Below are 26,981 nucleotides of genomic sequence, written 5' to 3' on the forward strand. Positions count from 1 at the left end.
CAGCCGCCCTTTTCTTTTGCCTCATGACCGCGCATATGTTTCTCGGCTCCACCATCCCGGACACATCAGATGATCCGCACGGCGACCCCGGACGATCTTGCCTCGATCACGGAAATCTACCGTGACGCCGTTCTCAACGGCACCGCCACCTACGAGCTTGAACCGCCCTCGCTGGAAGAAATGCAGGGCCGTTTCGAGGCGCTGCGCGCCAGCGGCTATCCGTTTCTGGTTGCAACGGACGACGGTGGAACCGTGCTCGGCTACGCCTATGCCGGTCCCTTCCGGGCACGCCCCGCCTATCGCTTCATCGTCGAGGATTCGATCTACATCTCCCCTGAGGCCAAGGGGCGCGGCCTCGGCACGGCACTCATGCGTGCACTCATCGAAGAGGTGCGTGAGCTGGGCTTTCGCCAGTTCGTCGCCGTGATCGGCGATGGCACACCGGACAGCCCGTCGGTGCGCCTGCACGAGAAGCTCGGCTTTCGCCACACCGGCAAGCTCGAAGGATCGGGCTACAAGCACGGCCGCTGGCTGGATACCACCTTCATGCAGCTTGAGATGAACGGCGGCGCAAACCAGCCGCCGGATCCCGGCTCATGGCCGGAAAAGGCTCTGAAGGACGGCTGAGCCTTACGCCTTCACCAGCTTCAGCCTGTTGTCGAAGACCCCCAGCACCCGCGCCAGCTCGTGTCCCCGCTTGAGGATGCGCCCGCCCGCGGCGATCACCGAAAAAGAGCCCTGACGCTTCGCCAGCTTCGGGTCCTTGACGATCTGGAAAAGGGGCACCTCACTGGCGCGCCGGTAGACCGAAAAGATCGCCCGGTCCTCCAGATGATCGATGGCGTAGTCCTTCCACTCATTGGTCGCGACCATGCGTCCATAGAGCCGCAGGATCAGGTCGAGTTCGCGGCGATCGAAGGAGACCGGCATGCCGAGGCGCTCGCGGCGCACCTCCTGAAGCGGGATGAGTATTGCGGAAGCGTCTCCTTCTCCCGCGCCCGCACTGCCTTCGCTCATGCCAGATTCCTTGCAAATGCAACTGCAATCCGGACAGGTTCGCCCTTTCCGGCCCCAATTGCAAGTACGCCGGCTATCGTGGCTCTGGACCAGAAATAGCCGGGTGCTTCTGGATTGTCGCGACGCCTTATGAAAAATGGGAAGCTGATTTGGCAATCGAAACGATGCCTGCGGACTGTTCGTTCAGCGTAAACCGGCACTTACATTTGTGAAAGCCTGTAGAAATTGGTGATCTTTCGCCACATTCTCGCCACTTTTTATCCGCGCTTCCGCCCCATTGTGAAACGACTCTGTGCTCGTTGCCTGAGACGGTTCGGTCCGGCACTTGCCTGTAACCCCCAAGCCCCCCGCCCACGGGCCTGAGTCGGATCGAACCAACCTCGGCATGCCCGCCGAGCCGGCTATTCCCCCTGAAATCCTGTTTCTCCGAAATCCCTGCGGTTCAGCGCTTCGGGCTGTTGATGACCGCCGCCCCGATGATGGGTCCCGGCAGCCCATCCTTCGCCACCGATTGCAGCAGCACGGCGCATCCGCCTTTCTTCATCACTTCACTGGCCGGCAACTCGTAGCGAAGCGCCTTGCCATGCCACATGCCAGCGGTCTGCATGGAAGAAACCGCGTTCCAATATGTCATCTCGCGGCCGCGGTTGCGTCCCCGGCCGATCTCCACGGTTTGCGGCGGCTCGAAATAGGCAAGCACCAGATGCGCCGTATCCGGCAGGTCGGAGCCGGCTTCCGCCTCCCCGGTTTCGATGACCACGCCATCGCCCTCGCGCGTCACGCGGATCGGCACCACCATGCCGTTGCCGGAAGACTTCAGCATGCCCATGGCCCCCTGAACCGCGTTGCGGTTCGCGCCATTGACATGGGTTCGGCCATTGATCACCGCCTGTGGCGTATAGATGGAACGCGCTCCGAAGGCGCGCATATAGGCATACTGGCGCTCGGTATTGTCCTTCGTGCTCAGCGTGTCATGCCAGCCAAGATAGTCCCAGTAGTCGACATGATAGGCGAGCGCGATGACATCGTTCCTGCCGGCCAGCTCGGCAAAGAACTTGTCGGCCGGCGGGCATGAATTGCACCCCTGGCTCGTGAACAGCTCCACCACCCCGACGGGCTTTGCGAAACCGGATGTTTCGCTCTCCTGCGCCGTCACCTGTCCGGAAACTGCCGACAAGGCGACTGCAAACAGACAAAGCCGCACAAATGTTCTGACTGGCATGGCAATTTCCGAACCTGCCGGCTTATCCGGCTTTGTTTTATGCACCGACCTGTTTGGCAGATGTGGCGTTCACCGCAAAGTCACGTTGCGGTGAGCCATTCCTGCGTAAAAGCAAAGGGTCGCCGGTTATCCCGGCGACCCTTTATTTCTGCACTGCTGACCGGTCAGGCAGCGAGATCGCGCAGCACGTACTGCAGGATGCCGCCGTTCTTGTAGTAGTCCAGCTCATCCAGCGTATCGATGCGGCACAGGATGGGAACTTCCTTCACCGAGCCATCGGCATAGGTGATCTTCGCCACCATCTTCTGGCGTGGCTTGATGGTCTCCACGCCGTCGATCTCCACCAGCTCGTCACCCTTGAGGTTGAGCGAAGCCCACGAGGTGCCTTCCTCGAACACGAAGGGGATGATGCCCATGCCGACGAGGTTGGAGCGGTGGATGCGCTCGAACGACTGGGCGATCACGGCGCGCACGCCGAGCAAATTAGTGCCCTTGGCCGCCCAGTCGCGCGACGAGCCGTTGCCATATTCGACGCCGGCGAAGATCACCAGCGGCACGCCTTCCTTCTTGTACTCCATGGCGGCGTCGTAGATCGACATCTCTTCCTTGGAAGGATAGTGGATCGTGTAGCCGCCTTCCTTGCCGTTCTCACCCAGCATGTGGTTGCGGATGCGGATGTTGGCGAAAGTGCCGCGCATCATCACTTCATGGTTGCCGCGGCGCGTGCCGTACTGGTTGAAGTCGGCAACGTTCACGCCATGGTCGAGCAGGTATTTGCCCGCCGGCGAAGCAGCCTTGATCGAGCCTGCCGGCGAGATGTGGTCGGTGGTGATCTTGTCGCCGAACAGGCCGAGAATGCGGGCGCCCCTGATGTCGGACACCTTGCCGGCACCCTTGCCAATGCCCACGAAATAGGGCGGGTTCTGAACGTAGGTCGACTTGTCGTCCCACGAATAGGTCTGGCCTTCCGGCGCCTTCACCTTCTGCCAGTTCTCGTCGCCCTTGAAGACGTCGGCATATTTGCGGGCGAACAGCTCGCGCGTGACGTTCTTCTCGATGAACTCGTTGATCTCGGCCGATGTCGGCCAGATGTCACGCAGATAGACCGGATTGCCGTCGCGGTCTTCGCCGAGCGGCTCTTTTGTCAGGTCCTTCGTGACGGTACCGGCCAGCGCATGCGCCACCACCAGCGGCGGCGAGGCGAGGTAGTTCGCCTGCACGTCCGGAGAGACACGGCCTTCGAAGTTGCGGTTGCCGGACAAAACGGCGGCGGCGATCAGGCCCTTGTCGTTGATGGCCTTGGAGATGGGGGCCGGCAGCGGGCCGGAGTTGCCGATGCAGGTGGTGCAGCCGAAGCCGACCAGATTGAAGCCGATCTGGTCGAGCTCCTTCTGCAGGCCAGCCTTTTCCAGATACTCGGCCACGACCTGCGAGCCCGGCGCCAGCGACGTCTTCACCCACGGCTTCTGCTTGAGACCGAGGCGGTTGGCGTTGCGGGCGAGCAGGCCGGCGCCGATCAGCACCGAGGGGTTGGAGGTGTTGGTGCAGGAGGTGATCGCCGCGATCACCACGTCGCCATGACCGAGATCATAGTCCGTGCCTTCGACCGCATAGCGCCTGTGCATGTCGGCGGCCTTCTTGTACTCGGTCTCCATCGCCTGTGCGAAGCCATCAGCAATGCCTTCCAGCGGCACGCGGCCTTCAGGACGCTTGGGGCCGGCCATCGAAGGCACGACGTCGCCCATGTCGAGTTCAAGCGTGTCGGTGAAGACGGGGTCCTGCGAGCTGTCGTCGCGCCACATGCCCTGCGCCTTCGAATAGGCCTCGACCAGCGCGATGCGATCATCCTTGCGGCCGGACGTGGTCAGGTAACGCACCGTTTCGCTGTCCACGGGGAAGAAGCCGCAGGTCGCGCCATATTCAGGGCCCATGTTGGCGATGGTGGCGCGATCGGCCAGCGTCATGTTGGAGAGGCCGGGGCCGAAGAACTCTACGAACTTGCCGACGACGCCCTTCTTGCGCAGCATCTGGGTGACGGTGAGCACGAGGTCGGTGGCGGTGACGCCTTCCTTCAGCCTGCCGGTGAGGCGGAAGCCGATGACCTCCGGCAGGAGCATGGAGACGGGCTGGCCGAGCATGGCCGCCTCGGCCTCGATGCCGCCGACACCCCAGCCAAGCACGCCAAGGCCGTTGATCATGGTGGTGTGCGAGTCGGTGCCGACGCAGGTGTCCGGATAGGCGGTGGTCGCGCCGTCCTCATCCTTCGTCCACACGACCTGACCGAGATATTCGAGGTTCACCTGATGGCAGATGCCGGTGCCGGGCGGAACGACGCGGAAATTGTCGAACGCCTGCTGGCCCCATTTCAGGAACTTGTAGCGCTCTTCGTTGCGCTCATATTCGAGTTCCACGTTGCGGGCGAAGGCCAGCGGCGTGCCGAACTCGTCGACGATGACGGAATGGTCGATGACCAGATCCACCGGCACCAGCGGATTGATCTTCTGCGGATCGCCCCCGAGCGAGACGATGCCGTCGCGCATGGCGGCAAGGTCGACCACGCCGGGCACGCCGGTGAAGTCCTGCATCAGCACGCGGGCGGGACGATAGGCGATCTCGACGCCGGCGGCGCCTTTGTCATCGAGCCAGCTGGCCACGGCCTGGATCGATTCCTTTGTAACGGAGCGGCCGTCCTCGTTGCGCAGAAGGTTTTCCAGAAGCACCTTCATCGAATAAGGAAGCCGGGAAACACCATCAAGGCCGTTCTTCTCGGCCTCGAGCAAATCGTAGTAGACATATTCGGTGCCGGCAGCGGTCAGCGTGCGGCGACAATTGAAGCTATCGAGAGATTTGGACACGTGCGATCCCATCCTAAAGTCGTTCAGCCTGATTGGGAACGGACTCCGATGGCATGCTCATCACGCGCAAAGGTGCGGGTACGGCCATTTCCGCTGTCCGCTCCCAGCGCTCGGGCCGTTCAAGGCGGCTCGCGCACCAGTTCGGCGCAATATGGTTTGCCTTCCCCGACCGCTGGGGTTGGTAAGCTGGATATAGTGAATATCCTGGAATAGTTCTAGACGGTGTTTGGGCAATTTTGACGCAGCTCAGGGTTGCGCGGCATGGAAATGACAAAAGGAGGTCCGATGCGGCTGATCGCCGAGAACCTTGCGGGCGAACGCGGCGGAGAAACCATCTTCGCCAATGTGGAGTTCGCTCTTGAAGATGGCGAAGCGCTGATCGTCACCGGCCCCAACGGCTCGGGCAAGTCCACGCTGTTGCGGGTGGTCGCAGACCTTCTGCCCGCCACCGAAGGCAGCGTGCGCTTCGAGGGCGGCGGCGAGAAATGGCCCACCCCTTCGGCAGCCTGCCACTATCTCGGCCACCTCAACGCCATGAAGACGGCGCTGACCGTCAACGAGAACCTCGACTTCTGGCTACGTTTCGCGGGCGAACCGGCACTCGGCATCACCGAGGCGCTGGAGGAAGTGGGCCTCGGCCATATCGGCCATCTGCCCTTCGGCTATCTGTCCACAGGCCAGAAGCGGCGCGCCGCCCTTGCGCGCCTGCTGGTGAGCCGCCGGCCGGTCTGGCTGCTTGACGAACCGACCGCCGGCCTCGACAAGGCATCCGAGAAACGGCTGACCGAAATGATGGAATGGCATCTGGATGAAGGCGGCATCATCGTTGCCGCCACCCACCTGCCGCTCGGCATCGAGGGGGTAAAATCTCTGGACATGGGAACCAGATCTCATGAGTGAACGCAGTGACACTGCAGCGGAGATGACTGCCGCCGCGCTGCGCCGGGGCGCGGCAGGAAACGCTTGGCTATGCTAGCTCTGTTCCTGCGCGACCTGCGCCTTTCCATGCGCGTCGGCGGCGGCGCGCTGACCGGCATCATCTTCTTCCTCGCCGTGATCGCCACCATCCCCTTCGGCGTCGGTCCCGATCTCAACCTGCTTTCCCGCATCGGCCCGGCGATCCTGTGGATCGGCGCGCTGCTGGCCTCGCTGCTCGGCCTCGACCGCCTGTTCCAGGCCGACCGTGAGGACGGTTCGCTCGATCTTCTGGTGCTGGAGGCAGACCGCCACATGCTGGCGCTGACCGTGCTGGTCAAATGCCTCGCCCACTGGACCGGCTCGGTGCTGCCGCTGGTGATCGCAGCCCCCCTGCTCGGCCTGTTCATGAACATGGAGCCGCTTGCGATCGGCGCCACGGCGCTTACCCTGCTTGCCGGCACGCCGGCCATCACCTTCATCGGCGCAGCCGGGGCTGCTGTCACCGTCGCCCTGCCGCGCGGCGGCCTGCTGATCTCCATCCTCGTGCTGCCGCTGACCATTCCGGCACTGATCTTCGGCGTGTCGGCGAGCTATGGGGCCACGCAAAACCCTGCCCCTTTCCTGCAACCCTTCCTCATTCTCGTGGCGCTGACGCTTTTTCTGGCCGTCATCGGGCCGCTGGCCGCGGCTCTGGCGTTACGCCGCAGTGCTGACTGATTGCATGGCGCAAAGCTGAGCGTTAAAGCTTGTCCGGGACGGAGGGGCCGCTATGAAGCGGCCCCGAAGACAGGATTTGCTTCAAGGAAAGCAATGGCAATTCGAAACGACCAGCCATCCTTGATCGGAAACCGGAGACAAGAGGTGCGGCAGTGACCACGCATGACCTCTATGTCGCGGCGGCCTATGGCATCGCCGTTCTGGTTCTGGGCGTCCTGATCGGCTGGATTTTGCTCGACCAGCATGCCCGCCGCCGGGAACTGGCCGAACTGGAGGCAGCCGGCATCCGCCGCCGCTCGGACCGTAAAAAGACGGCAAAGCCATGAGTTCAGAGACGCCGAGGCCCACGTCACGCCGGCTGTTCGTTCTGCTGCCGTTGGCGCTTTTCCTGGCGCTGTGCGGCGTCTTTCTGGCGCAGCTCATGTCGGGCCGCGACATTTCCGAAATCCCTTCGGCCCTGATCGGGGAGCCTGCCCCCCTCACCGGGCTGCCGCCCTTGCCCGGAACCGACCTGCCCGGCCTTGATTCCGGAACCTTTGCCGGCAAGGTCACGCTGGTCAACGTCTTCGCCTCATGGTGCGTGCCGTGCCGCGACGAGCACCCGATGGTGATGGAACTGAAACGCGACGGGCGCTTCGCCGTCACCGGCCTGAACTACAAGGACAAGCCGGCAAACGCGCTGAAGTTCCTTACCGAACTCGGCAATCCCTACACGGCCATCGGCATCGACGAGAACGGGCGCGCCGGCATCGACTGGGGCGTTTATGGCGTGCCGGAAACCTTCCTTGTCGGCAAGGACGGCCGCATCGCCTACAAACATGTCGGGCCGATCACGCCGGCTTCACTGGCGCAAAGGCTGATGCCCGAAATCGAGAAGGCGCTGATCGCTCAGCCGTAAATCTGCTGACGGATCTGGTAGAGCATGTCGGCGCGGCTGGTGCGCAGATCGGCGAGGTCACGCTCGTCGAGACCGTTGATTTCATCGACCATCTGGCGATAGCGCCGGTGCCTGGCGTAGCTGGCGCGGGCGCGGGTGATCAGGCTGGAGAGGCTCATGGAACATCCCTTTCCGCCTCATGAACCGAGGCGTGTTGTTCCTCCCTTACCTTCACATCATGCGACGATCTCGCTGCGGCGCAAAAGAATATGCTGCAACGCAGCAATGCATTGAATGCATGGCCGGACGCTGTCCGGCGCCCCGGATACGGCGGGCGCTTACTTCTTGTCGGAAGGCTCTTCCAGCGAATGGCGCATGATCAGCGGCATCTGGCTCATGGTGAAGGCGATGGTGATCGGCATGATGCCCCAGACCTTGAACGCCACCCAGAAATCGGTCGAGAACATGCGCCACACGACCTCGTTGACCACGGCGAGAAACAGGAAGAAAACGCCCCAGCGCAGGGTGAGCTTGCGCCAGCCCTCGGCATCGAGACGGAAGGCGGAATCGAACACATAGCCGAGCAACGATTTGCCGAAGGCCAGACCGCCAAGCAGTGTAACGCCGAACAGCGTGTTGACGATGGTCGGCTTCATCTTGATGAACAGCTCGTCCTGCAAATAGAGCGTCAGCGCCCCGAACACCAGAACCACGACGCCCGACACCAGCGGCATGACCGGCAGGGTGCGGGTGAGCACCCACGAGATGGCAAGGGCCAGCGCGGTCGCCGCCATGAACAGGCCGGTCGCGATGAAGATCGGCCCGCCGAATTCGGCCAGAACCGGGAATTTCCCGGCCAGCCACTCGCCACGGGCATTGGCGAAGAAGAAGACCAGAAGCGGCCCCAGTTCCAGCGCCAGCTTGAGCAGAGGATTGACGCCGTCCTTGCCCGAATTCCGGGTTTCGGAAGGGTCACGCTCGAATAGGGGCTGGTTCATGGAGGCTCGCTACCTGTCACTTCGTTCGCTTGCACGTTTCATGCGCGATGTTGCGCCTTAACCGGTTCCGGCAATGGCCTTCGCGAAATCACCGGCCGAGAAGGGTTCGAGATCGTCCACCCCCTCGCCCACGCCGATGAAATAGACCGGCAGCTTGTGCTTCGCCGCAATGGCAATAAGAATACCGCCGCGCGCCGTGCCGTCCAGCTTGGTCATGACCAGACCGTTGACGCCGGCTACATTGCGGAAAATCTCGACCTGGTTGAGCGCATTCTGGCCGGTCGTGGCGTCGACCGTCTGCAACACCGTATGCGGCGCTTCCGGGTCGAGCTTGCCGAGCACGCGCACGATCTTCTCAAGTTCGGCCATCAGCTCGGTCTTGTTCTGCAGGCGGCCGGCCGTATCGATGATCAGCACGTCGGAACCGGCTGCCTTTGCCTGCTCGAAGGCGTCATAGGCGAGGCCGGCGGCGTCGGCGCCGAGCTTCGTCGCGATCACCGGCGAGCCGGTGCGCTCGCCCCATATTTTGAGCTGCTCGATGGCGGCCGCCCGGAAGGTGTCGCCCGCCGCCAGCATGACCGAGAGCCCGCCCTCGGTGAGCTTGGCAGCAAGCTTGCCGATGGTGGTGGTCTTGCCGGTGCCGTTGACGCCGACGACCAGAATGACATGCGGCTTGTGCGAAAGGTCGAGCTCCAGCGGCTTCGCCACCGGACCGAGCACTTTTTCGACCTCCGTCGCCATGACGGCGCGCACATCGGCGTCGGACACATCCTTGCCATAGCGGCTGGCAGCCAGTGCATCGGTGACGCGCAACGCCGTCTCGACGCCGAGATCGGCGCGGATCAGCACGTCTTCCAGATCCTGAAGCGTCTCCTCATCCAGCTTGCGCTTGGTGAAGACGCCGGAAATATTGCCCGAAAGTTCGCGCGAGGAGCGGGAAAGCCCCTCCTTCATGCGCTGGAACCATGTTTTCTTCGGTGCCTCTACAGGCGCCGGCACCACTTCGGCCTTTTCCTCGACCTTCTTCGCCACCGTCACCTTGCCGGCAGCAGGCTTCAGCGCAGGCGCGACCTCCGGCCCGATGGCGGGGGCAGCCGTTTCCGGCTCAACCGCCACCACAACCGGCTCTGGCTCTGGCTCTGGCTCTGGCTCTGGCTCTGGCTCTGGCTCTGGCTCTGGCTCTGGCTCTGGCTCTGGCTCTGGCTCTGGCTCTGGCTCTGGCTCTGGCTCTGGCTCTGGCTCTGGCTCTGGCTCTGGCTCTGGCTCTGGCTCCTTGAGCGAAGCCTGTCCCGGACCGGCAGGCAAGTCCTGATTTTCCGGTTCAGAGGCCGGTTCGGCCGAAACTTCCGGCGCGTCTGACGGCGGCGCTTCTTCAGCTTTTGCAGCTTCTACAGCTTCGGCGACCGCAACAGACTCGCCAACCTCTGCCGGTGCCAGTTCGGGCGCAGCCTCCGGTGCGGATACGACATCCGTCTCCGGTGCCGGCGCGGTCTCCGCAGCCTTTTCGGCGACTGCGTCCTTCTTGCCGAAGGAAAAGACTTTCTTGATGAAACCGAATGCCATGCTGTTTCCTGTCTCAGGCCGCGCGCGCGGCGAGCGGCACCGCCTGAAGCTGGGTGCCGTCATGGCCGGTCACCACCGCCTCGACGATCTCGCCGGGCTGGCCGGCATCGATGGCGGCCAGCGTAAAGCCTTCGGTGCGGCCAAGCCCGTCACGCTCAATCAGAATTGACTGAGACGTTCCGGCAAGCGTTTCCAGATGCCGGCGATAGGCGGCCTCGCCCACGGCGCGCAGCCGCGCGGCCCGTTCCTTGACCACTTCGCGGCGCACCTGCGGCATGCGCGCTGCCGGCGTGCCCTCGCGTGGGCTGAACGGAAAGACATGCAGATGCGTGAGGCCGCATTCCTCTACGATGTCGAGCGAGCGCCGGAACATCTCCTCGGTCTCCGTCGGGAAGCCGGCGATGATGTCGGCGCCGAACACGATGTCGGGGCGCAGGCGGCGCACCTCCGCACAGAACCGAATCGAATCGTCGCGCAGATGCCGCCGCTTCATGCGCTTCAGGGTCAGATCGTCGCCCGCCTGAAGGGAAAGATGCAGATGCGGCATCAGCCGCTTTTCCGATGCTACAACTTCGAGCAGCTCATCATCGGCCTCGATGGAATCGATGGAGGACAGACGCAGCCGCTTCACGTCGGGCACCTGCCGCAGGATCGCCTTCACCAACCGCCCGAGCCTGGGCGCGCCCGGCAGGTCCGCGCCGTAGCTGGTCATGTCGACGCCCGACAGCACCACCTCGGCATAGCCGTTGCCGGCCAGACGCTTCACCTGTTCCACCACAGCGCCCATCGGCACGGAGCGGGAATTGCCGCGTCCATAGGGGATGATGCAGAAAGTGCAGCGATGGTCGCAGCCGTTCTGCACCTGCACGAAGGCGCGTGCCCGCCCCTCGATGGCATCGACCATGTGCGAGGCCGTCTCGCGCACCGAGAAGATGTCGTTGACCCGCGCCTTCTCGAACAGGTTGACGCCGAAATCCGGCAGCGCCCGATAGGAATGGCTTTTCAGCTTTTCCTCATTGCCGAGAACGAGATCGACCTCGTCCATGGCCACGAAATCCTGCGGTCCGGTCTGCGCCGCGCAGCCGGTAACGATGATGCGCGCCTCCGGGTTCTCACGCCGGGCCTTGCGTATCGACTGCTTGGCCTGCCGCACCGCTTCCGCCGTCACCGCGCAGGTGTTGAAGATGATCGCACCGCCGGACAGCTCGCCCAGCCCCGCTGCGGAAGCCTCGCGGCGCATGACTTCGGACTCATAGGTGTTCAACCGACAGCCGAAGGTGACGACCTCGATGCCCTTGTCCTGCCGCATGGGTTCGTTGTCGCTCATCAGGCCGCGCTCTCGGCATCCCGCTGCCATGCGCCGGTGGCCGGATCGAAGGTGCCGGAAAACTCCCATTCGGCAGCACCCGTCAGGACGACATGGTCATCCTCGCGCCACTCGACGTGAAGCTGACCTCCGGGAGCGGTCAGCGAAACGCTGCGCCCGGTGCGCCGGGTGCGCGCGGCGGCAACCGCAGCGGCACATGCGGCAGAGCCGCAGGCTCTGGTCAACCCCGCCCCGCGCTCCCATGTGCGGATCGTGAGATGATCCGGCCCGGTCACCTGCGCGATGGTGATGTTGGCGCGCTCGGGAAACAGCGGATGATTCTCAAGCAATGGCCCGAAGCGGTCGAGCGCATAGGACCACACGTCCTCATCGACCCAGAAGATGGCATGCGGATTGCCCATGGAGACGGCGGACGGAGAATGCAGAACCGGCGCGTCGATCGGACCGACCTGCAATTCGATCATGCGCGTGTCGCGGAATTCCTCGGCCAGCGGAATGTCCTGCCAGTCGAAGCGCGGCTTTCCCATGTCGACAGAGATCAGCCCATCCTCATGCTGGCGCGCGTTGAGAATGCCGGCAACCGTCTCGAACGTGAAAGCGTCCTTGCCGGTGTCGGCCGCCAGCGCCTGCACCACGCAGCGCGTGCCGTTGCCGCAGGCCTGCGCGAACGAGCCATCCTGATTGAGGATCTCGATGAAATGGTCCGTACCCGGCGTACGCGCATCGTGAATGGCCATGATCTGGTCGAAATGCGTGGCCGGATCGGCGGCAAGCGCAAGGGCCGCCTGCGGCGATACGCGGTCAGTGCGCCCGCGCATGTCCGCAACGATGATCTCGTTGCCGATACCGTTCATCCTGGCGAAGGGAGCCGGGCCTGACATGTCCATTTCGTTTCCAGCTTGTTCCAGCGCGCTATATGGCGGAAACAGCCGGGAATTACCAGTGCAGTCCGGACTGGCCATCCGCCACGACGAGGCGGCTGCGCCTTCATTATGCGTTGCAAAAACATCACACACGCCAACGCAAACCTTATTTTAACCATATCAAGTTGAAATTCTGCCACCTTCACCGAATTGGTAGGGGGCGAATAGTGAGACGGCGCCGGTCAGGCCCCGCGGAGGTTGCGATGACATTTCTGAGAACGGGCGCGATCGTGGCAATTGGCGCCGCCCTGTTGGCAAGCGGCTGTTCCAGCACGCGGTTTTCCTCCATGGACAACACACGCCCCGAGCCGCTGCAGCCCGCACCGTCGGGTACGATCTCATCCAACCAGCTCCCCCCGCCCACCGGACCCGGCGTTCCGGGCGATCCGTCGCAGTTCCCGGCAGCACCCCAGCAAAACACGCAAGTCGCTTCCCTACCGCCGGATGGCAGCGCGCCTGCAACGGCCGCCGACCTGACGCCCGCCAGCGTCGCCGGTGTGTGGACCGTCAATGTCAGCGGCCAGAGCTGCAAGGTCGCCACGCCGCAAACCAAGTTCGGGCAGGGTTACCGCGCCGGCCCGCTCCGCTGCCCGGCCCCGGTCGACGGCGTGAAGTCCTGGAATGTCGCCGGCAAGCAGCTTACGCTCTACGATCAGGACGGCGGCACGCTGGCCCGCCTCTACTCGTCGGGCGGCGGACGCTTCGATGGCCAGACGTCCAACGGCCAGCCCATAGCGCTGACCCGCTAGATATTCGCAGGACGACATCGACATGCATCTGCGTGACGGCCTCCAGACGCGCGCGACCGTCAGGCAGGACTATCTTCACCGCGTCGAAACCGGCGCAGTGCGCCGCGACGATGCACAGCTCATCATTGCCGACCAGCTCGACAGGCTGATCGGCGAGATCGCCGACAAGCGGCTTTCCAGAAAATCCAGCGCGCTTGGCTGGCTGTTCGGCCGCAAGCGCGAAAAACATGCCGACGTGCGCGGCCTCTACATCTATGGCGGTGTCGGGCGCGGCAAGACCATGCTGATGGACATGTTCTTCGAGCATGTCCCGGCCCGCGCCAAGCGCCGCGCCCATTTCAACGACTTCATGGCCGACGTGCACGACCGCATCCAGAAGCAGCGGCAGGCACGCAAGGACGGCAGGACGAAGGAAGACGATCCCATCCCGCCGGTGGCGCGCGCGCTGGCGGAAGAAGCGTGGGTGCTGTGCTTCGACGAATTCGCCGTCACCGACATCGCCGACGCCATGATCCTGTCACGGCTGTTCTCGGTTCTGTTCGATCACGGCGTCGTGCTGGTGGCGACCTCAAACGTCGCCCCCCGCGACCTCTATCACAACGGCCTCAACCGCCAGCTTTTCCTGCCCTTCATCACCATTCTCGAACGTCATGCCGCAGTGCTCAACCTCGACATCGACACCGACTACAGGCTGGAAAAGCTGAACAGCCTGCCGGTCTACATCACGCCCGCCGATGCGGCCGCCGATGAAGCGCTGGACGAAGCATGGCAGGCAATGACCGAAGGCCACGAAACGCTGCCGGCCAGCATTTCGGTGAAGGGTCGCACCATTCCCGTGCCGCGCGCCGCCGGCGACGCCGCCCGCTTCAGCTTTGCCGATCTCTGCGAGAAGCCGCTCGGTGCCCGCGACTATCTCGCCATCGCCGCCCGCTACTCCACCCTGTTCATCGATCATGTTCCCGTGCTCGATGAAAGCCGCCGCAACGAAGCCAAGCGCTTCATCCTGCTGGTCGATGTCATCTACGATCAGCAGCTTCGCCTGCTCATCAGCGCCGATGCGCCGCCGACCGGGCTCTATGTCGGGCGCACCGGCACCGAAGCCTTCGAATTCGACCGGACCGCCTCGCGCCTCATCGAGATGCAGAGCCGCGACTGGCGCGACACCTGGAACGCCCGCAACCGCGAGGGCAGGCAGAACCCCGCACAGGAAAATGCCGCAGCTCCGCAAGAGAGCTGAGTTCGTCACTTTTTGGAGACAATCTTCTGCTTAGAATTCACGCGCGGTGGAAAAGCGACATTAATTTTGACGCTTACGTAAATTAAACAAGTTCTAAACGATTGAAATTTCAGGGCTTGAAATAATCGATTGAGTTTTTTGGATACCGGGGCTATGGGGTGCGGCGAAAATTCGCGGGCTCTCCATGGCCTGCCTGCCTCACCTCGACGCCATCGCGGCGCCGTCATAGCAAAGGGAAACCATCCTGACATGGCACGCAAGAAGATAGCACTGATTGGCTCCGGCATGATTGGTGGCACGCTCGCTCACCTCATCGGCCTCAAGGAACTGGGCGACGTCGTCCTGTTCGACATCGCCGAAGGCATTCCGCAGGGCAAAGGCCTCGACATCGCTGAATCCTCGCCGGTCGACGGCTTCGATGCGCGCTATGTCGGCGTCAACGACTATGCCGGCATCGAGGGTGCGGATGTGTGCATCGTCACCGCCGGCGTGCCGCGCAAGCCGGGCATGAGCCGCGACGACCTTCTGGGCATCAACCTCAAGGTGATGGAACAGGTTGGCGCCGGCATCGCCAAATATGCGCCGAACGCCTTCGTCATCTGCATCACCAACCCGCTCGACGCCATGGTCTGGGCGCTGCAGAAGTTCTCCGGCCTGCCGAAGAGCCATGTCGTCGGCATGGCCGGCGTGCTGGATTCCGCCCGCTTCCGCTACTTCCTCGCCGAGGAGTTCAAGGTGTCCGTCGAGGACGTGTCGGCCATGACGCTCGGCGGCCACGGTGACGACATGGTGCCGATGGTGCGCTACTCCACCGTTGCCGGCATCCCGCTGCCCGATCTGGTCAAGATGGGCTGGACCTCGAAGGAGAAGCTGGACGCCATCGTCGAGCGCACCCGCAAGGGCGGCGGCGAGATCGTCGGTCTGCTCAAGACCGGCTCCGCCTACTACGCGCCGGCTTCCTCGGCTGTCGCCATGGCCGAGAGCTACCTGAAGGACAAGAAGCGCGTGCTGCCCTGCGCCACGCATCTCAACGGCCAGTATGGCGTCAAGGACACCTATGTCGGCGTTCCGGTGGTGATCGGCGCCGGCGGCGTCGAGCGCATCATCGAGATCGAGTTCAACAAGGAAGAGCAGGCGATGTTCGACAAGTCGCTTGCCGCCGTCCAGAGCCTGACCGAGGCCTGCACGGGCATCGCGCCGCAGCTTGCCCAGAAGTAATCAAGGAAAGGCGTTCACATGAACATCCATGAATATCAGGGCAAGCAGCTCCTGAAAGCCTACGGCGCGCCCGTCGCGGACGGCGTGGCGATCCTGTCGGCCAACGAGGCGGAAGCTGCGGCAAAGACGCTGCCCGGCCCGCTCTATGTGGTGAAGAGCCAGATCCATGCCGGCGGCCGCGGCAAGGGCAAGTTCAAGGAACTGCCCGCCGATGCCAAGGGCGGCGTGCGCCTCGCCAAGTCGATCGAGGAAGTGGTTGCCAACGTCAACGAGATGCTGGGCAACACGCTGGTGACCAAGCAGACCGGCCCCGCCGGCAAGCAGGTCAACCGCCTCTACATCGAGGACGGCGCCGACATCGACCGCGAGCTTTACCTGTCGCTGCTGGTCGACCGCACCGTCGGCCGCGTCGCTTTCGTAGTTTCCACCGAGGGCGGCATGGACATCGAAGCCGTCGCCGAGGCGACGCCGGAGAAGATCATCACCGTCGCCATCGACCCCGAAACCGGCGTCACCGACGCCGATGTCGCGAAGATCAACGACGCGCTGAAGCTCACCGGCGAAGCTGCCGAGGACGGCAAGAAGCTGTTCCCGCTGCTTTACACGGCCTTCTCCGAGAAGGACATGAGCCTGCTTGAGATCAACCCGCTGATCGTCATGACCAATGGCCGCCTGCGCGTTCTCGACGCCAAGGTCTCCTTCGACGGCAACGCGCTCTTCCGCCACGAGGACGTGAAGGAACTGCGCGACATCACCGAGGAAGATTCCAAGGAAATCGAGGCCTCGAAGTGGGACCTCGCCTATGTCGCGCTCGACGGCAACATCGGCTGCATGGTCAACGGCGCGGGCCTTGCCATGGCGACGATGGACATCATCAAGCTCTATGGCGCCGAGCCTGCCAACTTCTGCGACGTCGGCGGCGGCGCCGGCAAGGAGAAGGTCGCTGCGGCATTCAAGATCATCACCGCCGACCCGCGCGTCGAGGGCATCCTCGTCAACATCTTCGGCGGCATCATGAAGTGCGACGTGATCGCCGAGGGCGTTGTCGCAGCCGTCAAGGAAGTGGGTCTCAAGGTGCCGCTGGTGGTGCGCCTCGAAGGCACCAATGTGGAACTGGGCAAGAAGATCATCAACGAGAGCGGCCTCAACGTCATCTCGGCCGATGATCTCGACGACGCCGCCCAGAAGATCGTCAAGGCCGTGAAAGGGAACTGACCTCAGATGTCCATTCTCATCAACAAAGACACCAAGGTCCTCGTTCAGGGTCTGACCGGCAAGACCGGCACGTTCCACACCGAGCAGGCGCTGGCCTATCACGGCACGAAGATGGTCGGCGGTATCCACCCGAAGAAGGGTGGCGAGAACTGGACCGGCTCGAAGGGCGAGACCCTGCCGATCTTCGCATCCGTCGCTGAAGGCAGGGACAAGACCGGCGCCACCGCCTCGGTCGTCTACGTTCCGCCGGCGGGCGCCGCGGCCGCCATCATCGAGGCCATCGAGGCCGAGATGGAGCTGATCGTTTGCATCACCGAGGGCATCCCGGTCATGGACATGGTCAAGGTAAAGGCAAAGCTCGACAAGTCGAAGTCGCGCCTGATCGGCCCGAACTGCCCCGGCATCGTCACCCCCGACGAGTGCAAGATCGGCATCATGCCCGGCAACATCTTCCGCAAGGGCTCGGTCGGCGTTGTTTCGCGCTCGGGAACGCTTACCTATGAGGCAGTGTTCCAGACCACTAACGAAGGCCTCGGCCAGACCACCGCTGTCGGCATCGGCGGCGATCCGGTCAAGGGCACGGAGTTCATCGACGTGCTTGAGATGTTCCTTGCCGATGACGAGACCCAGTCGATCATCATGATCGGCGAGATCGGCGGTTCCGCCGAGGAAGACGCCGCGCAGTTCCTGCGTGACGAAGCAAAGCGTGGACGCTCCAAGCCCATGGCCGGCTTCATCGCAGGCCGCACGGCCCCTCCCGGCCGCACCATGGGCCACGCCGGCGCCGTGATTTCGGGCGGCAAGGGTGGAGCCGAAGACAAAATCGCCGCCATGGAAGCGGCAGGCATCCGGGTGTCTCCATCCCCGGCGCGACTGGGCAAGACGCTCGTCGAAGCCATCAAGGGCTGATCTGACACGCCGGGCAGTTCATCTGCCCGGCGTACTCGGTCAGGAGGGGACACTTTCAACGGATGGCCGCATGGCCATCCCCATCGGCAGAACCGCCGCTAACCGTCAGGAGTTGAAGCAGAAGCTTCAAAAGCGACATGTCGAGACAAGACCAGAAGAACGACCAATTCTCACTCTCCTCCTTCCTCTACGGCGGTAACGCCGATTATATCGAGGCGCTTCACGCCGCATGGCAGGACGACCCCTCGGCGGTCGACACCGAGTGGCAGGAATTCTTCGCCGCGCTGCAGGACGACGCCGCCACGGTGAAGAAGAACGCCGAAGGCGCATCGTGGAAAAAGCCCAACTGGCCGCTGCAGGCTAATGGCGAGCTGATCTCCGCGCTCGACGGCAACTGGGGCCTGATCGAGAAGGTTGTCGGCAAGAAGGTGCAGGAAAAGGCCGCCACGGCCGGAACCCCGCTGTCCAACGCCGACGTGCATCAGGCGACGCGCGATTCCATCCATGCCATCATGATGATCCGCGCCTTCCGCATGCGCGGCCATCTGCATGCCAATCTCGATCCGCTCGGCATCGCCAAGCCGCTTGAGGATTATAACGAGCTATCGCCGCAGAACTACGGCTTCACCGAGGCCGACTACGACCGCCCGATCTTCCTCGACAACGTTCTGGGCCTGGAATTCGGCACCATCCGGCAGATGCTCGATATTCTCACCCGCACCTATTGCTCGACGCTGGGTGTGGAGTTCATGCACATTTCCGATCCTGAGGAAAAGGCATGGATTCAGGAGCGCATTGAAGGCGCCGACAAGGAGATCTCCTTCACCGCCGAAGGCAAGAAGGCCATCCTGTCGAAGCTGATCGAGGCGGAAGGCTTTGAGCAGTTCATCGACGTCAAGTACAAGGGCACCAAGCGCTTCGGCCTCGACGGCGGCGAGTCGCTGATCCCGGCCCTTGAGCAAATCATCAAGCGCGGCGGCGCGCTCGGCATGAAGGAAATCGTGCTCGGCATGGCCCACCGCGGCCGCCTCAACGTTCTTTCGCAGGTGATGGCAAAGCCGCACCGCGCCATTTTCCACGAGTTCAAGGGCGGCTCCTACGCGCCTGACGATGTGGAAGGCTCGGGCGACGTGAAATATCACCTCGGCGCCTCGTCCGACCGCGAATTCGACAACAACAAGGTTCACCTGTCGCTGACGGCAAACCCTTCGCATCTGGAGATCGTCAATCCGGTGGTGATGGGCAAGGCCCGCGCCAAGCAGGACCAGATCTACGGCCGCAGCCGCGAGGAGATCGTGCCGCTTGAAGAGCGCGCCAAGGTTCTTCCACTGCTGATCCATGGCGATGCCGCCTTCGCCGGTCAGGGTGTCATTTCGGAAATCCTCGGGCTTTCCGGCCTGCGCGGCCACCGCGTCGCCGGCACGCTGCACGTGATCATCAACAACCAGATCGGTTTCACCACCAATCCGCGCTTCTCGCGTTCGTCGCCCTATCCGTCCGACGTCGCCAAGATGATCGAGGCGCCGATCTTCCACGTCAACGGCGACGATCCGGAAGCCGTTGTCTACGCCGCCAAGGTCGCGACCGAATTCCGCATGAAGTTCCACAAGCCGGTGGTCGTGGACATGTTCTGCTACCGCCGCTTCGGTCACAACGAAGGCGATGAGCCGGCATTCACCCAGCCGCTGATGTACCGCGCCATCCGCGCCCACAAGACCGTCGTTCAGCTCTATGGCGACCGCCTGATCGCCGAAGGCCTGATCACCCAGGACGAACTCGACCGCATGCGCGCCGAATGGCGCGCCCGTCTGGAAGAGGAATTCGAGGCCGGCCAGACCTACAAGCCCAACAAGGCCGACTGGCTGGACGGCGTGTGGTCGGGCCTGCGCGCCGCTGACCATCAGGACGAGCTGCGCCGTGGCAAGACCGCCGTTCCGGTCAAGACGCTGAAGGAAATCGGCAAGAAGCTGACCGAGGTTCCCGCTGAATTCGAGGCGCACCGCACCATCCAGCGCTTCCTCGACAATCGCCGTCAGGCGATCGAGAGCGGCACCGGGATCGACTGGGCGACGGCCGAGGCTCTGGCCTTCGGCTCGATCCTGCTCGACGGCAATCCGATCCGCCTTTCGGGCCAGGATTCGGAGCGCGGCACCTTCTCGCAGCGCCATTCAGTGCTCTACGACCAGCGCGACGAGAACCGCTACATTCCGCTGAACAACCTGTCGGCGGCACAGGCCGGCTATGAGGTCATCAACTCGATGCTCTCCGAAGAGGCAGTGCTCGGCTTCGAATATGGCTACTCGCTGTCGGCGCCCAAGGCGCTGACCATGTGGGAAGCCCAGTTCGGCGACTTCGCCAACGGCGCTCAGGTGGTGTTCGACCAGTTCATCTCGTCGGGCGAGCGCAAGTGGCTGCGCATGTCGGGTCTGGTGTGCCTGCTGCCGCATGGCTATGAAGGACAGGGGCCGGAACACTCCTCCGCCCGTCTGGAGCGCTTCCTCCAGCTCTGCGCCGAGGACAACATGCAGGTCGCCTACTGCACGACGCCGGCCAACTACTTCCACATCCTGCGCCGGCAGCTGAAGCGCGACTTCCGCAAGCCGCTGATCCTGATGACGCCGAAGTCGCTGCTCCGCCACAAGCGCGCGGTGTCGACGATCGCCGAACTGTCGGGTGAAAGCTCCTTCCATCGCCTGCTGTGGGACGATGCGCAGTATCTGGGCGACCAGCCGATCAAGCTGGTCAAGGACTCGAAGATCCGCCGCGTCGTGCTGTGCACGGGCAAGGTCTATTACGACCTTTACGAGGAGCGCGAGAAGCGCGGCATCAACGACATCTACCTGCTGCGCGTCGAACAGCTCTACCCGTTCCCGGCAAAGGCCCTGATCACCGAACTGTCGCGTTTCCGCAATGCGGAGATGGTGTGGTGTCAGGAGGAGCCCAAGAACATGGGCGCCTGGTCGTTTATCGACCCCTATCTGGAATGGGTCCTGGCCCATATCGACGCCAAACATCAGCGCGTTCGCTACACAGGCCGCCCGGCCGCCGCCTCCCCGGCGACGGGCCTCATGTCGAAGCATCTGGCGCAGCTTGCCGCCTTCCTCGAAGACGCGCTCGGCGAATAACAATTCAAGAAGAAAGAACGGACAGGCATCATGGCTACCGAAATCCGCGTTCCCACTCTGGGTGAATCCGTCAGTGAAGCCACCATCGGCAAGTGGTTCAAGAAGGTTGGCGACGCCATCGCCGTCGACGAGCCGCTGGTCGAACTCGAAACCGACAAGGTGACGGTGGAAGTGCCGGCGCCCTCCGCCGGAACGCTGGTCGAGATCACCGCCAAGGAAGGCGAGACCGTCGGCATCGACGCGCTGCTGGGCACCATCGGCGAAGGCCAAGGTGGCGAAGGAAAGGGCGCAGCACCCTCGCCGAAGCAGGACGTTGCCGTGGCACAGGCTTCCGCCCCGACCGCCGCCTCCACCACAAAGGAAGCCGCGGCCCAGCAGGCCAAGATCGCCGGCGAAAGCCCGATCGAGCCCCGCACCATGCCGCCGGCCCCTTCCGCCGCAAAGCTGCTGGCCGAGAAGAACCTGTCGGCAGATCAGGTTTCAGGCTCGGGCAAGCGCGGTCAGGTGCTGAAGGGCGATGTGCTCGACGCCATCGCCAAAGGCGCGCCTTCGCAGCCGGCCGAGGCTCCGGCCGTGGCCCGCGCACCTTCCGCCGCTGAGGACGAAGTGCGTGAAGAACGCGTGCGCATGACGCGCCTGCGCCAGACCATCGCCCGCCGCCTCAAGGACGCCCAGTCCACCGCCGCCATGCTCACCACCTTCAACGAGGTGGACATGAAGCCGGTGATGGATCTGCGCGCCAAGTACAAGGACCTGTTCGAGAAGAAGCATGGCGTGAAGCTCGGCTTCATGGGCTTCTTCACCAAGGCCGTGACCCACGCGCTGAAGGAAATCCCGGCCGTCAACGCCGAGATCGACGGCACCGACATCATCTACAAGAACTACGCCCATATCGGCGTGGCGGTCGGCACCGACAAGGGTCTCGTGGTTCCGGTGGTGCGCGACGCCGATTCGATGTCGATCTCCGAGATCGAGAAGGAAATCGGACGCCTCGGCATTGCCGCGCGCGATGGCAAGCTGTCGGTTGCAGACATGCAGGGCGGCACCTTCACCATCTCCAACGGCGGTGTTTATGGCTCGCTGATGTCGACGCCGATCCTCAACGCGCCGCAGTCCGGCATCCTCGGCATGCACAAGATCCAGGAGCGCCCGGTCGTGGTCGGCGGCCAGATCGTCGTGCGCCCGATGATGTATCTGGCGCTGTCCTACGATCACCGCATCGTCGACGGCAAGGAAGCGGTGACCTTCCTCGTCCGCGTCAAGGAAACGCTGGAGGACCCGGAGCGTCTGGTTCTGGATCTCTGAGCAGGGAGCGGTCGTCCGTGGTGACGAACCATCTTATCCGGCAGGGTGGCTGGGCGATTTGCCTTGCCGCCCTGCTCATCGCGCAGACGGCGGGTGCGCGTGCCGCCTGCCCGATGCCTCTGGCCGTCTATGAAGATGCGGCCAAAGGCACCGGCATCGACTTCCGCCCGACGGGAGACTCGATGGTGGTCACCAACAGCTTCAGGATGAACCTCGCCACCGGCATCCAGCTCGAAGGCATCGTCATGTGGAGCGAGGAAACCCCGCGCCCCTATGCGTCCCTGTTGCACGATTGTCCCGAAGGGGACGTGACCGGGGATGAGATCGCCGAATGCACCCTGTGGGAAGGGCCGCTCTACGCCGTGGATGACAAGGGCGCCGTCGGTCTTCTCCCCAAAGAAGATGCCTCCGCCCCGCAGGCGTTGATATTCCCCGACCTCGGTCCGACATTGCGGCAGGCGGCCGTTTTCGAATCCGCTGCCGAAGACAAGCTTCCCGGCGACATATTCGCGCTGAGTGGCTGTCAGGAATAGATTTCTCACCCGCGCGCCGCTGGACGGCCGACGCGACCCGATTGAAATGGCCGGATCGGCCAGCAGGAAAGGAATGGACAAATGGCATATGATGTCGTCGTCATCGGCTCTGGTCCGGGCGGCTATGTGTGCGCCATCAAGGCAGCCCAGCTCGGCCTCAAGGTCGCGGTCGTTGAAAAGCGCGAGACCTTCGGCGGTACCTGCCTGAACATCGGCTGCATCCCCTCCAAGGCGCTGCTGCATGCCTCGGAAATGTTTGCCGAAGCAAGCCACTCCTTCGATGCGCTCGGCGTGGAAATTTCCGCTCCGAAGCTGAACCTCGAAAAGATGATGGCCCACAAGGACACGACCGTGTCCGCCAACGTGGCTGGCGTCGCCTTCCTGTTCAAGAAGAACAAGATCGACTCCTTCCGCGGCACCGGCAAGGTCGTCGCCGCTGGCAAGGTGGCCGTCGTCGCCGAGGACGGCAGCACGCAGGAAATCGAGACGAAGAACATCGTCATCGCCACCGGCTCCGACGTGGCCGGCATCCCGGGCGTCGAGGTCGACATCGACGAGAAGGTCATCGTGTCCTCCACCGGCGCGCTGTCGCTGGCAAAGGTGCCTGAGCATCTGGTCGTCGTTGGCGGCGGTGTCATCGGCCTGGAGCTTGGCTCGGTCTGGGCTCGTCTTGGCGCGAAGGTCACGGTGGTCGAGTTCCTCGACACCATCCTCGGCGGCATGGACGGCGAAGTCGCAAAGCAGTTCCAGCGTCTGCTGGGCAAGCAGGGCTTCACCTTCAGGCTGGGATCCAAGGTCACCGGCGTGGCGAAGTCCGGCAAGGGCGCTTCGGTGACGTTCGAGCCGGTGAAGGGCGGCGACGCGGAAACCGTCGAGGCCGATGCCGTGCTGATCGCAACCGGCCGCAAGCCTTACACGGAAGGTCTCGGCCTCAGCGAAGCCGGCGTCGAGCTGGACGAGCGCGGCCGCGTGAAGACCGACGGCCATCTGCGCACCAATGTGCCGGGCATCTATGCCATCGGCGACGTGGTCGCCGGCCCGATGCTCGCCCACAAGGCCGAAGACGAGGGCGTGGCCGTTGCCGAGATCATCGCCGGTCAGGCCGGCCATGTGAACTACGACGTCATTCCGGGCGTCGTCTACACCAGCCCTGAGGTCGCTTCGGTCGGCAAGACCGAGGAAGAGCTGAAGAAGGCCGGCGTCGCCTACAAGTCCGGCAAGTTCCCCTTCACCGCCAATGGCCGTGCGCGCGCCATGCAGCACACCGACGGCTTCGTGAAGGTGCTGGCCGACAAGGAGACCGACCGCGTGCTCGGCGTCCACATCGTCGGCTTCGGTGCCGGCGAGATGATCCACGAGGCGGCGGTCCTGATGGAGTTCGGCGGTTCGTCGGAAGACCTCGCGCGCACCTGCCACGCCCACCCCACCATGTCGGAGGCGGTCAAGGAAGCCGCGCTCGCCACATTCTTCAAGCCGATCCACATCTGATCGGCCCCATAGCTTATCGGCCTGAGCATTGGACCACGGTTTCGCGTGTTCCGCTGCTCTCCCGATAATCCAGATCCCGGAACCAAAAACGGCCCGCCAACCGGCGGGCCGTTTCTTTTTCGGGTCTTGTCCGGTCAGTTCGCCGGCTGCTGTGGCGCAGGCTCGGCCGGAGCCGGCGTGCTGTCGGTGGGAGCCGGTGCAGGCTCTGCCGGTGCAGGAGCCGGTTCGGCCGGCGGCGCAGGCTCTGCCGGAGCAGGTGCAGGTTCCGCAGGTGCGGGTGCAGGAGCAGGTTCGACGGGAGCAGGCACAGGCGCCGGCTCGGTGGCAGCAGGCGGCGGTGCCGCTTCAGGCTCGGTCGCCGGTCGGTTGCCACCGGCAAAAAGGTAATAGGCGCCGAGCGCCAGCACCAGAACGATCAGCGCGATCAGCCAAGTGGTGCCACCACCTCGCGGCGGGGGCGTTGGATCAAGATGCGGATCGGGGTCCGCATGTGGTGGAATGGGATTCAGGGGATCCAGCGGACGGGGATCGTCTGGACCCGGCTTGTGCGGATTGGCCATTCTGTCCTCCAGGAAACGGATCAGGCAACAAGAGGTCAACGCATAAAGCGCCGACAGGTTGCATACGCCCCTGCAAAGCAGTTGCAGTGCTAGTGCACGGCACTCACAGTATAGCCCGCCTTGCGGAACCCTTCCACGAGCCCTTCCGGCCCCGGCAGGTGCAGCGCACCCACCGCGATGAAGGCGTTGCCCTGCGAAAGGAACGCGTCCGCACTGGCAATCATGCCCTTGTTGCGCTTGTTGATCAGCGCTTCCTCGAATGCCGCATAACCGGCCATGTCGCCGCCCTGCTGCGGCATCACCGCGGTGAACATCGGCATGATCATGCCAACCTCGCCCTGCTGGTAGAGCCGGATCATGGTCTCGGTAAGATCGTTGATGCCATCGCCCAGTTGCAGCGTTTCCACCAGCCCCTGAATGTGGAACTCCATCGGCAGGGACGCCATGGCGCGAAGCTGGTCCGCCGCCGTTTCAAGACCGCCCAGCGCCTTGCCGGCGGCGTCGGCATCCTGCGCCAGCTTCACGTCGAGAATGGCTTCTCCCGCCGAGCGGCGGGCAAGCTCGCATTGCGGAACCGCCACGACACCGAGCAGCATCCACGGTTTCATTTTCGCCACGCTGGCCAGCGGGATGCCGCGCGCTTTGAGGCCTTTCTTCAAAGCCTCCGCATCCTCGGCAGAAAGCTGCGAGGTAAGCGTCTGCGATCCCGTGAACATCATCAGTTCAGGCTCTTCTGACATGGCCGCCATCATATGGGACTGATCGAGCACATCCGTGGTTTCGATCACCACTGTCGCAGCCGCGTCATACGCAATCTGCGCCGCTGGCGGCAGCGTGACGACGCGCGGGTCGCTCAGATGAAAGGTTCCGAACAGATAGGAGGGTGCTGTGCCCTGCTTCTCCAGCTTCCACAGAACGCCCTTGCCGTTGAGCACGGCATCGGCCTGTTTGCGCACGTCCGAGTAGGCGTCCGGATCGTCCTTGCGGAGCTTTTCCATGAGGTCGGCGCCCGAGCAGGCAGTTGCATCCGCATGCGCCCTGCCGGTCGCCATCGCCAGAACGGTCAGGAAGGTGATGAAAAACAACAGGTTCAGCCCGGCAAGCAGCTTCATGCAGAACAGGGCGGCGCGATCAGCGAGAGCGAATGTGCGTGTCATGGTTTTCCACTAGCCTTAAATCCCGGCCAAACCGTTAAGGCGGTGCCGTTTCATGCGCGCGGATGCGCCGAATCGTAGATTTCGAGCAGCCGCGCCGTATCGACGCCCGTATAGACCTGCGTGGTCGACAGGCTGGCATGGCCGAGCAGTTCCTGAATGGTGCGCAGGTCACCGCCCCGCCCCAGCAGATGCGTGGCAAAGGAATGGCGCAGCGCATGCGGCGTCGCCGTTTCCGGCAGGTTGAGCGCCGAGCGCAGTTTCGCCATTTCCCGCTGGATGATCGCGGCATTGAGCGGCCCGCCCCGTGCACCCCGAAACAGCGGTTCACCGGCATCGAGGTGATAGGGACACAGGCGGCGATACTCCATCACCGCCTTCACCGTGACCGGCAGCAGCGGCGCAAGCCGTGTCTTGCCGCCCTTGCCCGTCACCCGCAGCACGGTTTCGTCTCCGCTGGCCAGATCGCCGCCGGTCAGGCCAAGCGCTTCGGAAATGCGCAGGCCGCAGCCATAGAGCAGGGTCAGCACCGCAGCATTGCGGGCCGCGATCCAGGGCTCCTCCGCCAGTTGCTCATCCGTTGCCACCACGCGCTTTGCATCGGCTGCCGTCAGCGGCTTGGGCAGCGATTTCGGCTGGCGGGGCGCACGCATGGCTGCGGCTCCGGCCGCATTGACCATGCCCTGCCTTTCAAGATGGCGCAGCAGCGAGCGGATTCCGGCCAGTCCCCGTCCCAGCGTGCGGGCCCCTGCCCCGGCGCTACGCCGTGAAGCAAGATAGGCGCGCAGGTCAGCCGGCCTGAGTGCTTTGATGTCGGCTATTCCGGGTGCGCCGCCGCAATGGCCGGTCAGGAATTGCAGGAACTGGCGCGTGTCACGCTCGTAGGCATCGACGGTCAGTTGAGACAAGCGGCGCTCGCCGCCAAGCGATTGCAGCCACGCCATGCGCGCGGCCTGCAGGTCCGGCTTTGCCGAAAGGAGAAATTGTTCCTGCGTCGTCATACCGGCATGATGCGCGCATACGGTTAGGAAGCGGTGAAGCTTGCTTGAAAAGCAGGCGTCCTGAAACTAG

25 protein-coding genes are annotated in these 26,981 nt (G+C 63.6%); 14 read left to right on the forward strand and 11 right to left on the reverse strand.

Features of this window, described 5'->3' with window-relative positions:
- Positions 1-69 precede the first annotated feature (69 nt).
- Positions 70-627: a GNAT family N-acetyltransferase gene (locus AC5XE7_RS05960; RefSeq protein WP_495365248.1), complete on the forward strand. Its 558-nt coding sequence runs from the start codon at positions 70-72 to the stop codon at positions 625-627.
- A 3-nt stretch (positions 628-630) separates the two neighbouring features.
- Here AC5XE7_RS05960 and AC5XE7_RS05965 read toward each other — a convergent pair whose 3' ends face one another.
- The 3 genes from AC5XE7_RS05965 to acnA all read right to left on the reverse strand — a co-directional run bounded on the left by AC5XE7_RS05965 (position 631) and on the right by acnA (position 5,094).
- Positions 631-1,017, reverse strand: a complete 387-nt coding sequence (locus tag AC5XE7_RS05965) for a DUF2794 domain-containing protein (RefSeq protein ID WP_495365250.1) — start codon at positions 1,015-1,017, stop codon at positions 631-633.
- Positions 1,018-1,459: 442 nt separating this feature from the next.
- Positions 1,460-2,239 (reverse strand): DUF1223 domain-containing protein, encoded by a 780-nt coding sequence (locus AC5XE7_RS05970; RefSeq protein WP_495365251.1) that lies wholly within the window; start codon positions 2,237-2,239, stop codon positions 1,460-1,462.
- Positions 2,240-2,403: 164 nt separating this feature from the next.
- Complete coding sequence (gene acnA, locus AC5XE7_RS05975) at positions 2,404-5,094, reverse strand: aconitate hydratase AcnA (protein ID WP_495365253.1); 2,691 nt, start codon at positions 5,092-5,094, stop codon at positions 2,404-2,406.
- Positions 5,095-5,379: 285 nt separating this feature from the next.
- On the opposite strand from acnA, the gene ccmA reads away from it, so the two are divergent.
- The 4 genes from ccmA (at position 5,380) to AC5XE7_RS05995 (ending at position 7,627) form a co-directional block, all read left to right on the forward strand.
- Positions 5,380-5,994, forward strand: a complete 615-nt coding sequence (gene ccmA / locus AC5XE7_RS05980; protein ID WP_495365255.1) for a heme ABC exporter ATP-binding protein CcmA — start codon at positions 5,380-5,382, stop codon at positions 5,992-5,994.
- Between the two features lie 69 nt (positions 5,995-6,063).
- Positions 6,064-6,729, forward strand: a complete 666-nt coding sequence (ccmB, locus tag AC5XE7_RS05985; protein WP_495365257.1) for a heme exporter protein CcmB — start codon at positions 6,064-6,066, stop codon at positions 6,727-6,729.
- A gap of 152 nt (positions 6,730-6,881) precedes the next feature.
- Positions 6,882-7,055 (forward strand): heme exporter protein CcmD, encoded by a 174-nt coding sequence (gene ccmD, locus AC5XE7_RS05990; protein ID WP_495365258.1) that lies wholly within the window; start codon positions 6,882-6,884, stop codon positions 7,053-7,055.
- Positions 7,052-7,627, forward strand: a complete 576-nt coding sequence (locus AC5XE7_RS05995; RefSeq protein ID WP_495365260.1) for a DsbE family thiol:disulfide interchange protein — start codon at positions 7,052-7,054, stop codon at positions 7,625-7,627. Before ccmD ends, AC5XE7_RS05995 begins: the two co-directional genes overlap by 4 nt.
- Here AC5XE7_RS05995 and AC5XE7_RS06000 read toward each other — a convergent pair.
- From AC5XE7_RS06000 to dapF, 5 genes are all read right to left on the reverse strand, one after another.
- Positions 7,618-7,785, reverse strand: a complete 168-nt coding sequence (locus AC5XE7_RS06000) for a YjiS-like domain-containing protein (protein ID WP_183824889.1) — start codon at positions 7,783-7,785, stop codon at positions 7,618-7,620. The genes AC5XE7_RS05995 and AC5XE7_RS06000 overlap by 10 nt on opposite strands.
- Positions 7,786-7,944: 159 nt before the next feature.
- Positions 7,945-8,604, reverse strand: a complete 660-nt coding sequence (locus AC5XE7_RS06005; RefSeq protein WP_495365262.1) for a septation protein A — start codon at positions 8,602-8,604, stop codon at positions 7,945-7,947.
- A 57-nt stretch (positions 8,605-8,661) separates the two neighbouring features.
- The gene (gene ftsY / locus AC5XE7_RS06010; RefSeq protein WP_495365264.1) at positions 8,662-10,167 is read right to left on the reverse strand and encodes a signal recognition particle-docking protein FtsY; all 1,506 of its coding nucleotides are present in this window, start codon (positions 10,165-10,167) and stop codon (positions 8,662-8,664) included.
- A 13-nt stretch (positions 10,168-10,180) separates the two neighbouring features.
- Positions 10,181-11,494 carry a tRNA (N(6)-L-threonylcarbamoyladenosine(37)-C(2))-methylthiotransferase MtaB gene (gene mtaB / locus AC5XE7_RS06015; protein ID WP_495365266.1) on the reverse strand — a complete coding sequence of 438 codons (1,314 nt, stop codon included), beginning with the start codon at positions 11,492-11,494 and terminating at the stop codon, positions 10,181-10,183.
- Complete coding sequence (dapF, locus tag AC5XE7_RS06020) at positions 11,494-12,375, reverse strand: diaminopimelate epimerase (RefSeq protein WP_495365521.1); 882 nt, start codon at positions 12,373-12,375, stop codon at positions 11,494-11,496. The genes mtaB and dapF overlap by 1 nt, the downstream gene beginning before the upstream one ends.
- Positions 12,376-12,620: 245 nt before the next feature.
- Between dapF and AC5XE7_RS06025 the strand changes: the two genes are divergently transcribed.
- The 9 genes from AC5XE7_RS06025 to lpdA all read left to right on the forward strand — a co-directional run bounded on the left by AC5XE7_RS06025 (position 12,621) and on the right by lpdA (position 24,196).
- The gene (locus AC5XE7_RS06025) at positions 12,621-13,166 is read left to right on the forward strand and encodes a protease inhibitor Inh/omp19 family protein (protein WP_239799811.1); all 546 of its coding nucleotides are present in this window, start codon (positions 12,621-12,623) and stop codon (positions 13,164-13,166) included.
- A 22-nt stretch (positions 13,167-13,188) separates the two neighbouring features.
- Positions 13,189-14,403, forward strand: coding sequence for a cell division protein ZapE (gene zapE / locus AC5XE7_RS06030; RefSeq protein ID WP_495365268.1), 1,215 nt, complete (start codon positions 13,189-13,191; stop codon positions 14,401-14,403).
- 249 nt (positions 14,404-14,652) lie between these two features.
- Positions 14,653-15,621 (forward strand): malate dehydrogenase, encoded by a 969-nt coding sequence (gene mdh / locus AC5XE7_RS06035; protein ID WP_183824903.1) that lies wholly within the window; start codon positions 14,653-14,655, stop codon positions 15,619-15,621.
- An 18-nt stretch (positions 15,622-15,639) separates the two neighbouring features.
- On the forward strand, positions 15,640-16,836 hold the full coding sequence (gene sucC, locus AC5XE7_RS06040) for an ADP-forming succinate--CoA ligase subunit beta (protein WP_239799813.1): 1,197 nt from the start codon (positions 15,640-15,642) through the stop codon (positions 16,834-16,836).
- Between the two features lie 6 nt (positions 16,837-16,842).
- Positions 16,843-17,745: a succinate--CoA ligase subunit alpha gene (sucD, locus tag AC5XE7_RS06045; protein WP_183824909.1), complete on the forward strand. Its 903-nt coding sequence runs from the start codon at positions 16,843-16,845 to the stop codon at positions 17,743-17,745.
- 137 nt (positions 17,746-17,882) lie between these two features.
- Positions 17,883-20,870, forward strand: coding sequence for a 2-oxoglutarate dehydrogenase E1 component (locus tag AC5XE7_RS06050; RefSeq protein ID WP_495365271.1), 2,988 nt, complete (start codon positions 17,883-17,885; stop codon positions 20,868-20,870).
- Positions 20,871-20,900: 30 nt separating this feature from the next.
- Positions 20,901-22,175 carry a 2-oxoglutarate dehydrogenase complex dihydrolipoyllysine-residue succinyltransferase gene (gene odhB / locus AC5XE7_RS06055; protein WP_495365273.1) on the forward strand — a complete coding sequence of 425 codons (1,275 nt, stop codon included), beginning with the start codon at positions 20,901-20,903 and terminating at the stop codon, positions 22,173-22,175.
- A gap of 20 nt (positions 22,176-22,195) precedes the next feature.
- On the forward strand, positions 22,196-22,708 hold the full coding sequence (locus tag AC5XE7_RS06060) for a hypothetical protein (protein WP_495365275.1): 513 nt from the start codon (positions 22,196-22,198) through the stop codon (positions 22,706-22,708).
- A gap of 81 nt (positions 22,709-22,789) precedes the next feature.
- Entirely contained in the window at positions 22,790-24,196 is a 1,407-nt protein-coding gene (gene lpdA, locus AC5XE7_RS06065; RefSeq protein ID WP_495365277.1) for a dihydrolipoyl dehydrogenase, read from the forward strand.
- 134 nt (positions 24,197-24,330) lie between these two features.
- Here the strand turns inward: lpdA and AC5XE7_RS06070 are convergent, their stop codons facing one another.
- The 3 genes from AC5XE7_RS06070 to AC5XE7_RS06080 form a co-directional block, all read right to left on the reverse strand.
- On the reverse strand, positions 24,331-24,756 hold the full coding sequence (locus AC5XE7_RS06070; RefSeq protein WP_495365279.1) for a hypothetical protein: 426 nt from the start codon (positions 24,754-24,756) through the stop codon (positions 24,331-24,333).
- A gap of 89 nt (positions 24,757-24,845) precedes the next feature.
- The gene (locus tag AC5XE7_RS06075) at positions 24,846-25,913 is read right to left on the reverse strand and encodes a TraB/GumN family protein (RefSeq protein WP_495365281.1); all 1,068 of its coding nucleotides are present in this window, start codon (positions 25,911-25,913) and stop codon (positions 24,846-24,848) included.
- A gap of 50 nt (positions 25,914-25,963) precedes the next feature.
- Complete coding sequence (locus AC5XE7_RS06080; protein WP_495365282.1) at positions 25,964-26,911, reverse strand: tyrosine recombinase XerC; 948 nt, start codon at positions 26,909-26,911, stop codon at positions 25,964-25,966.
- Positions 26,912-26,981: the final 70 nt, after the last annotated feature.

Source organism: Aquamicrobium sp. YD-1-mutant5, from assembly GCF_059509755.1.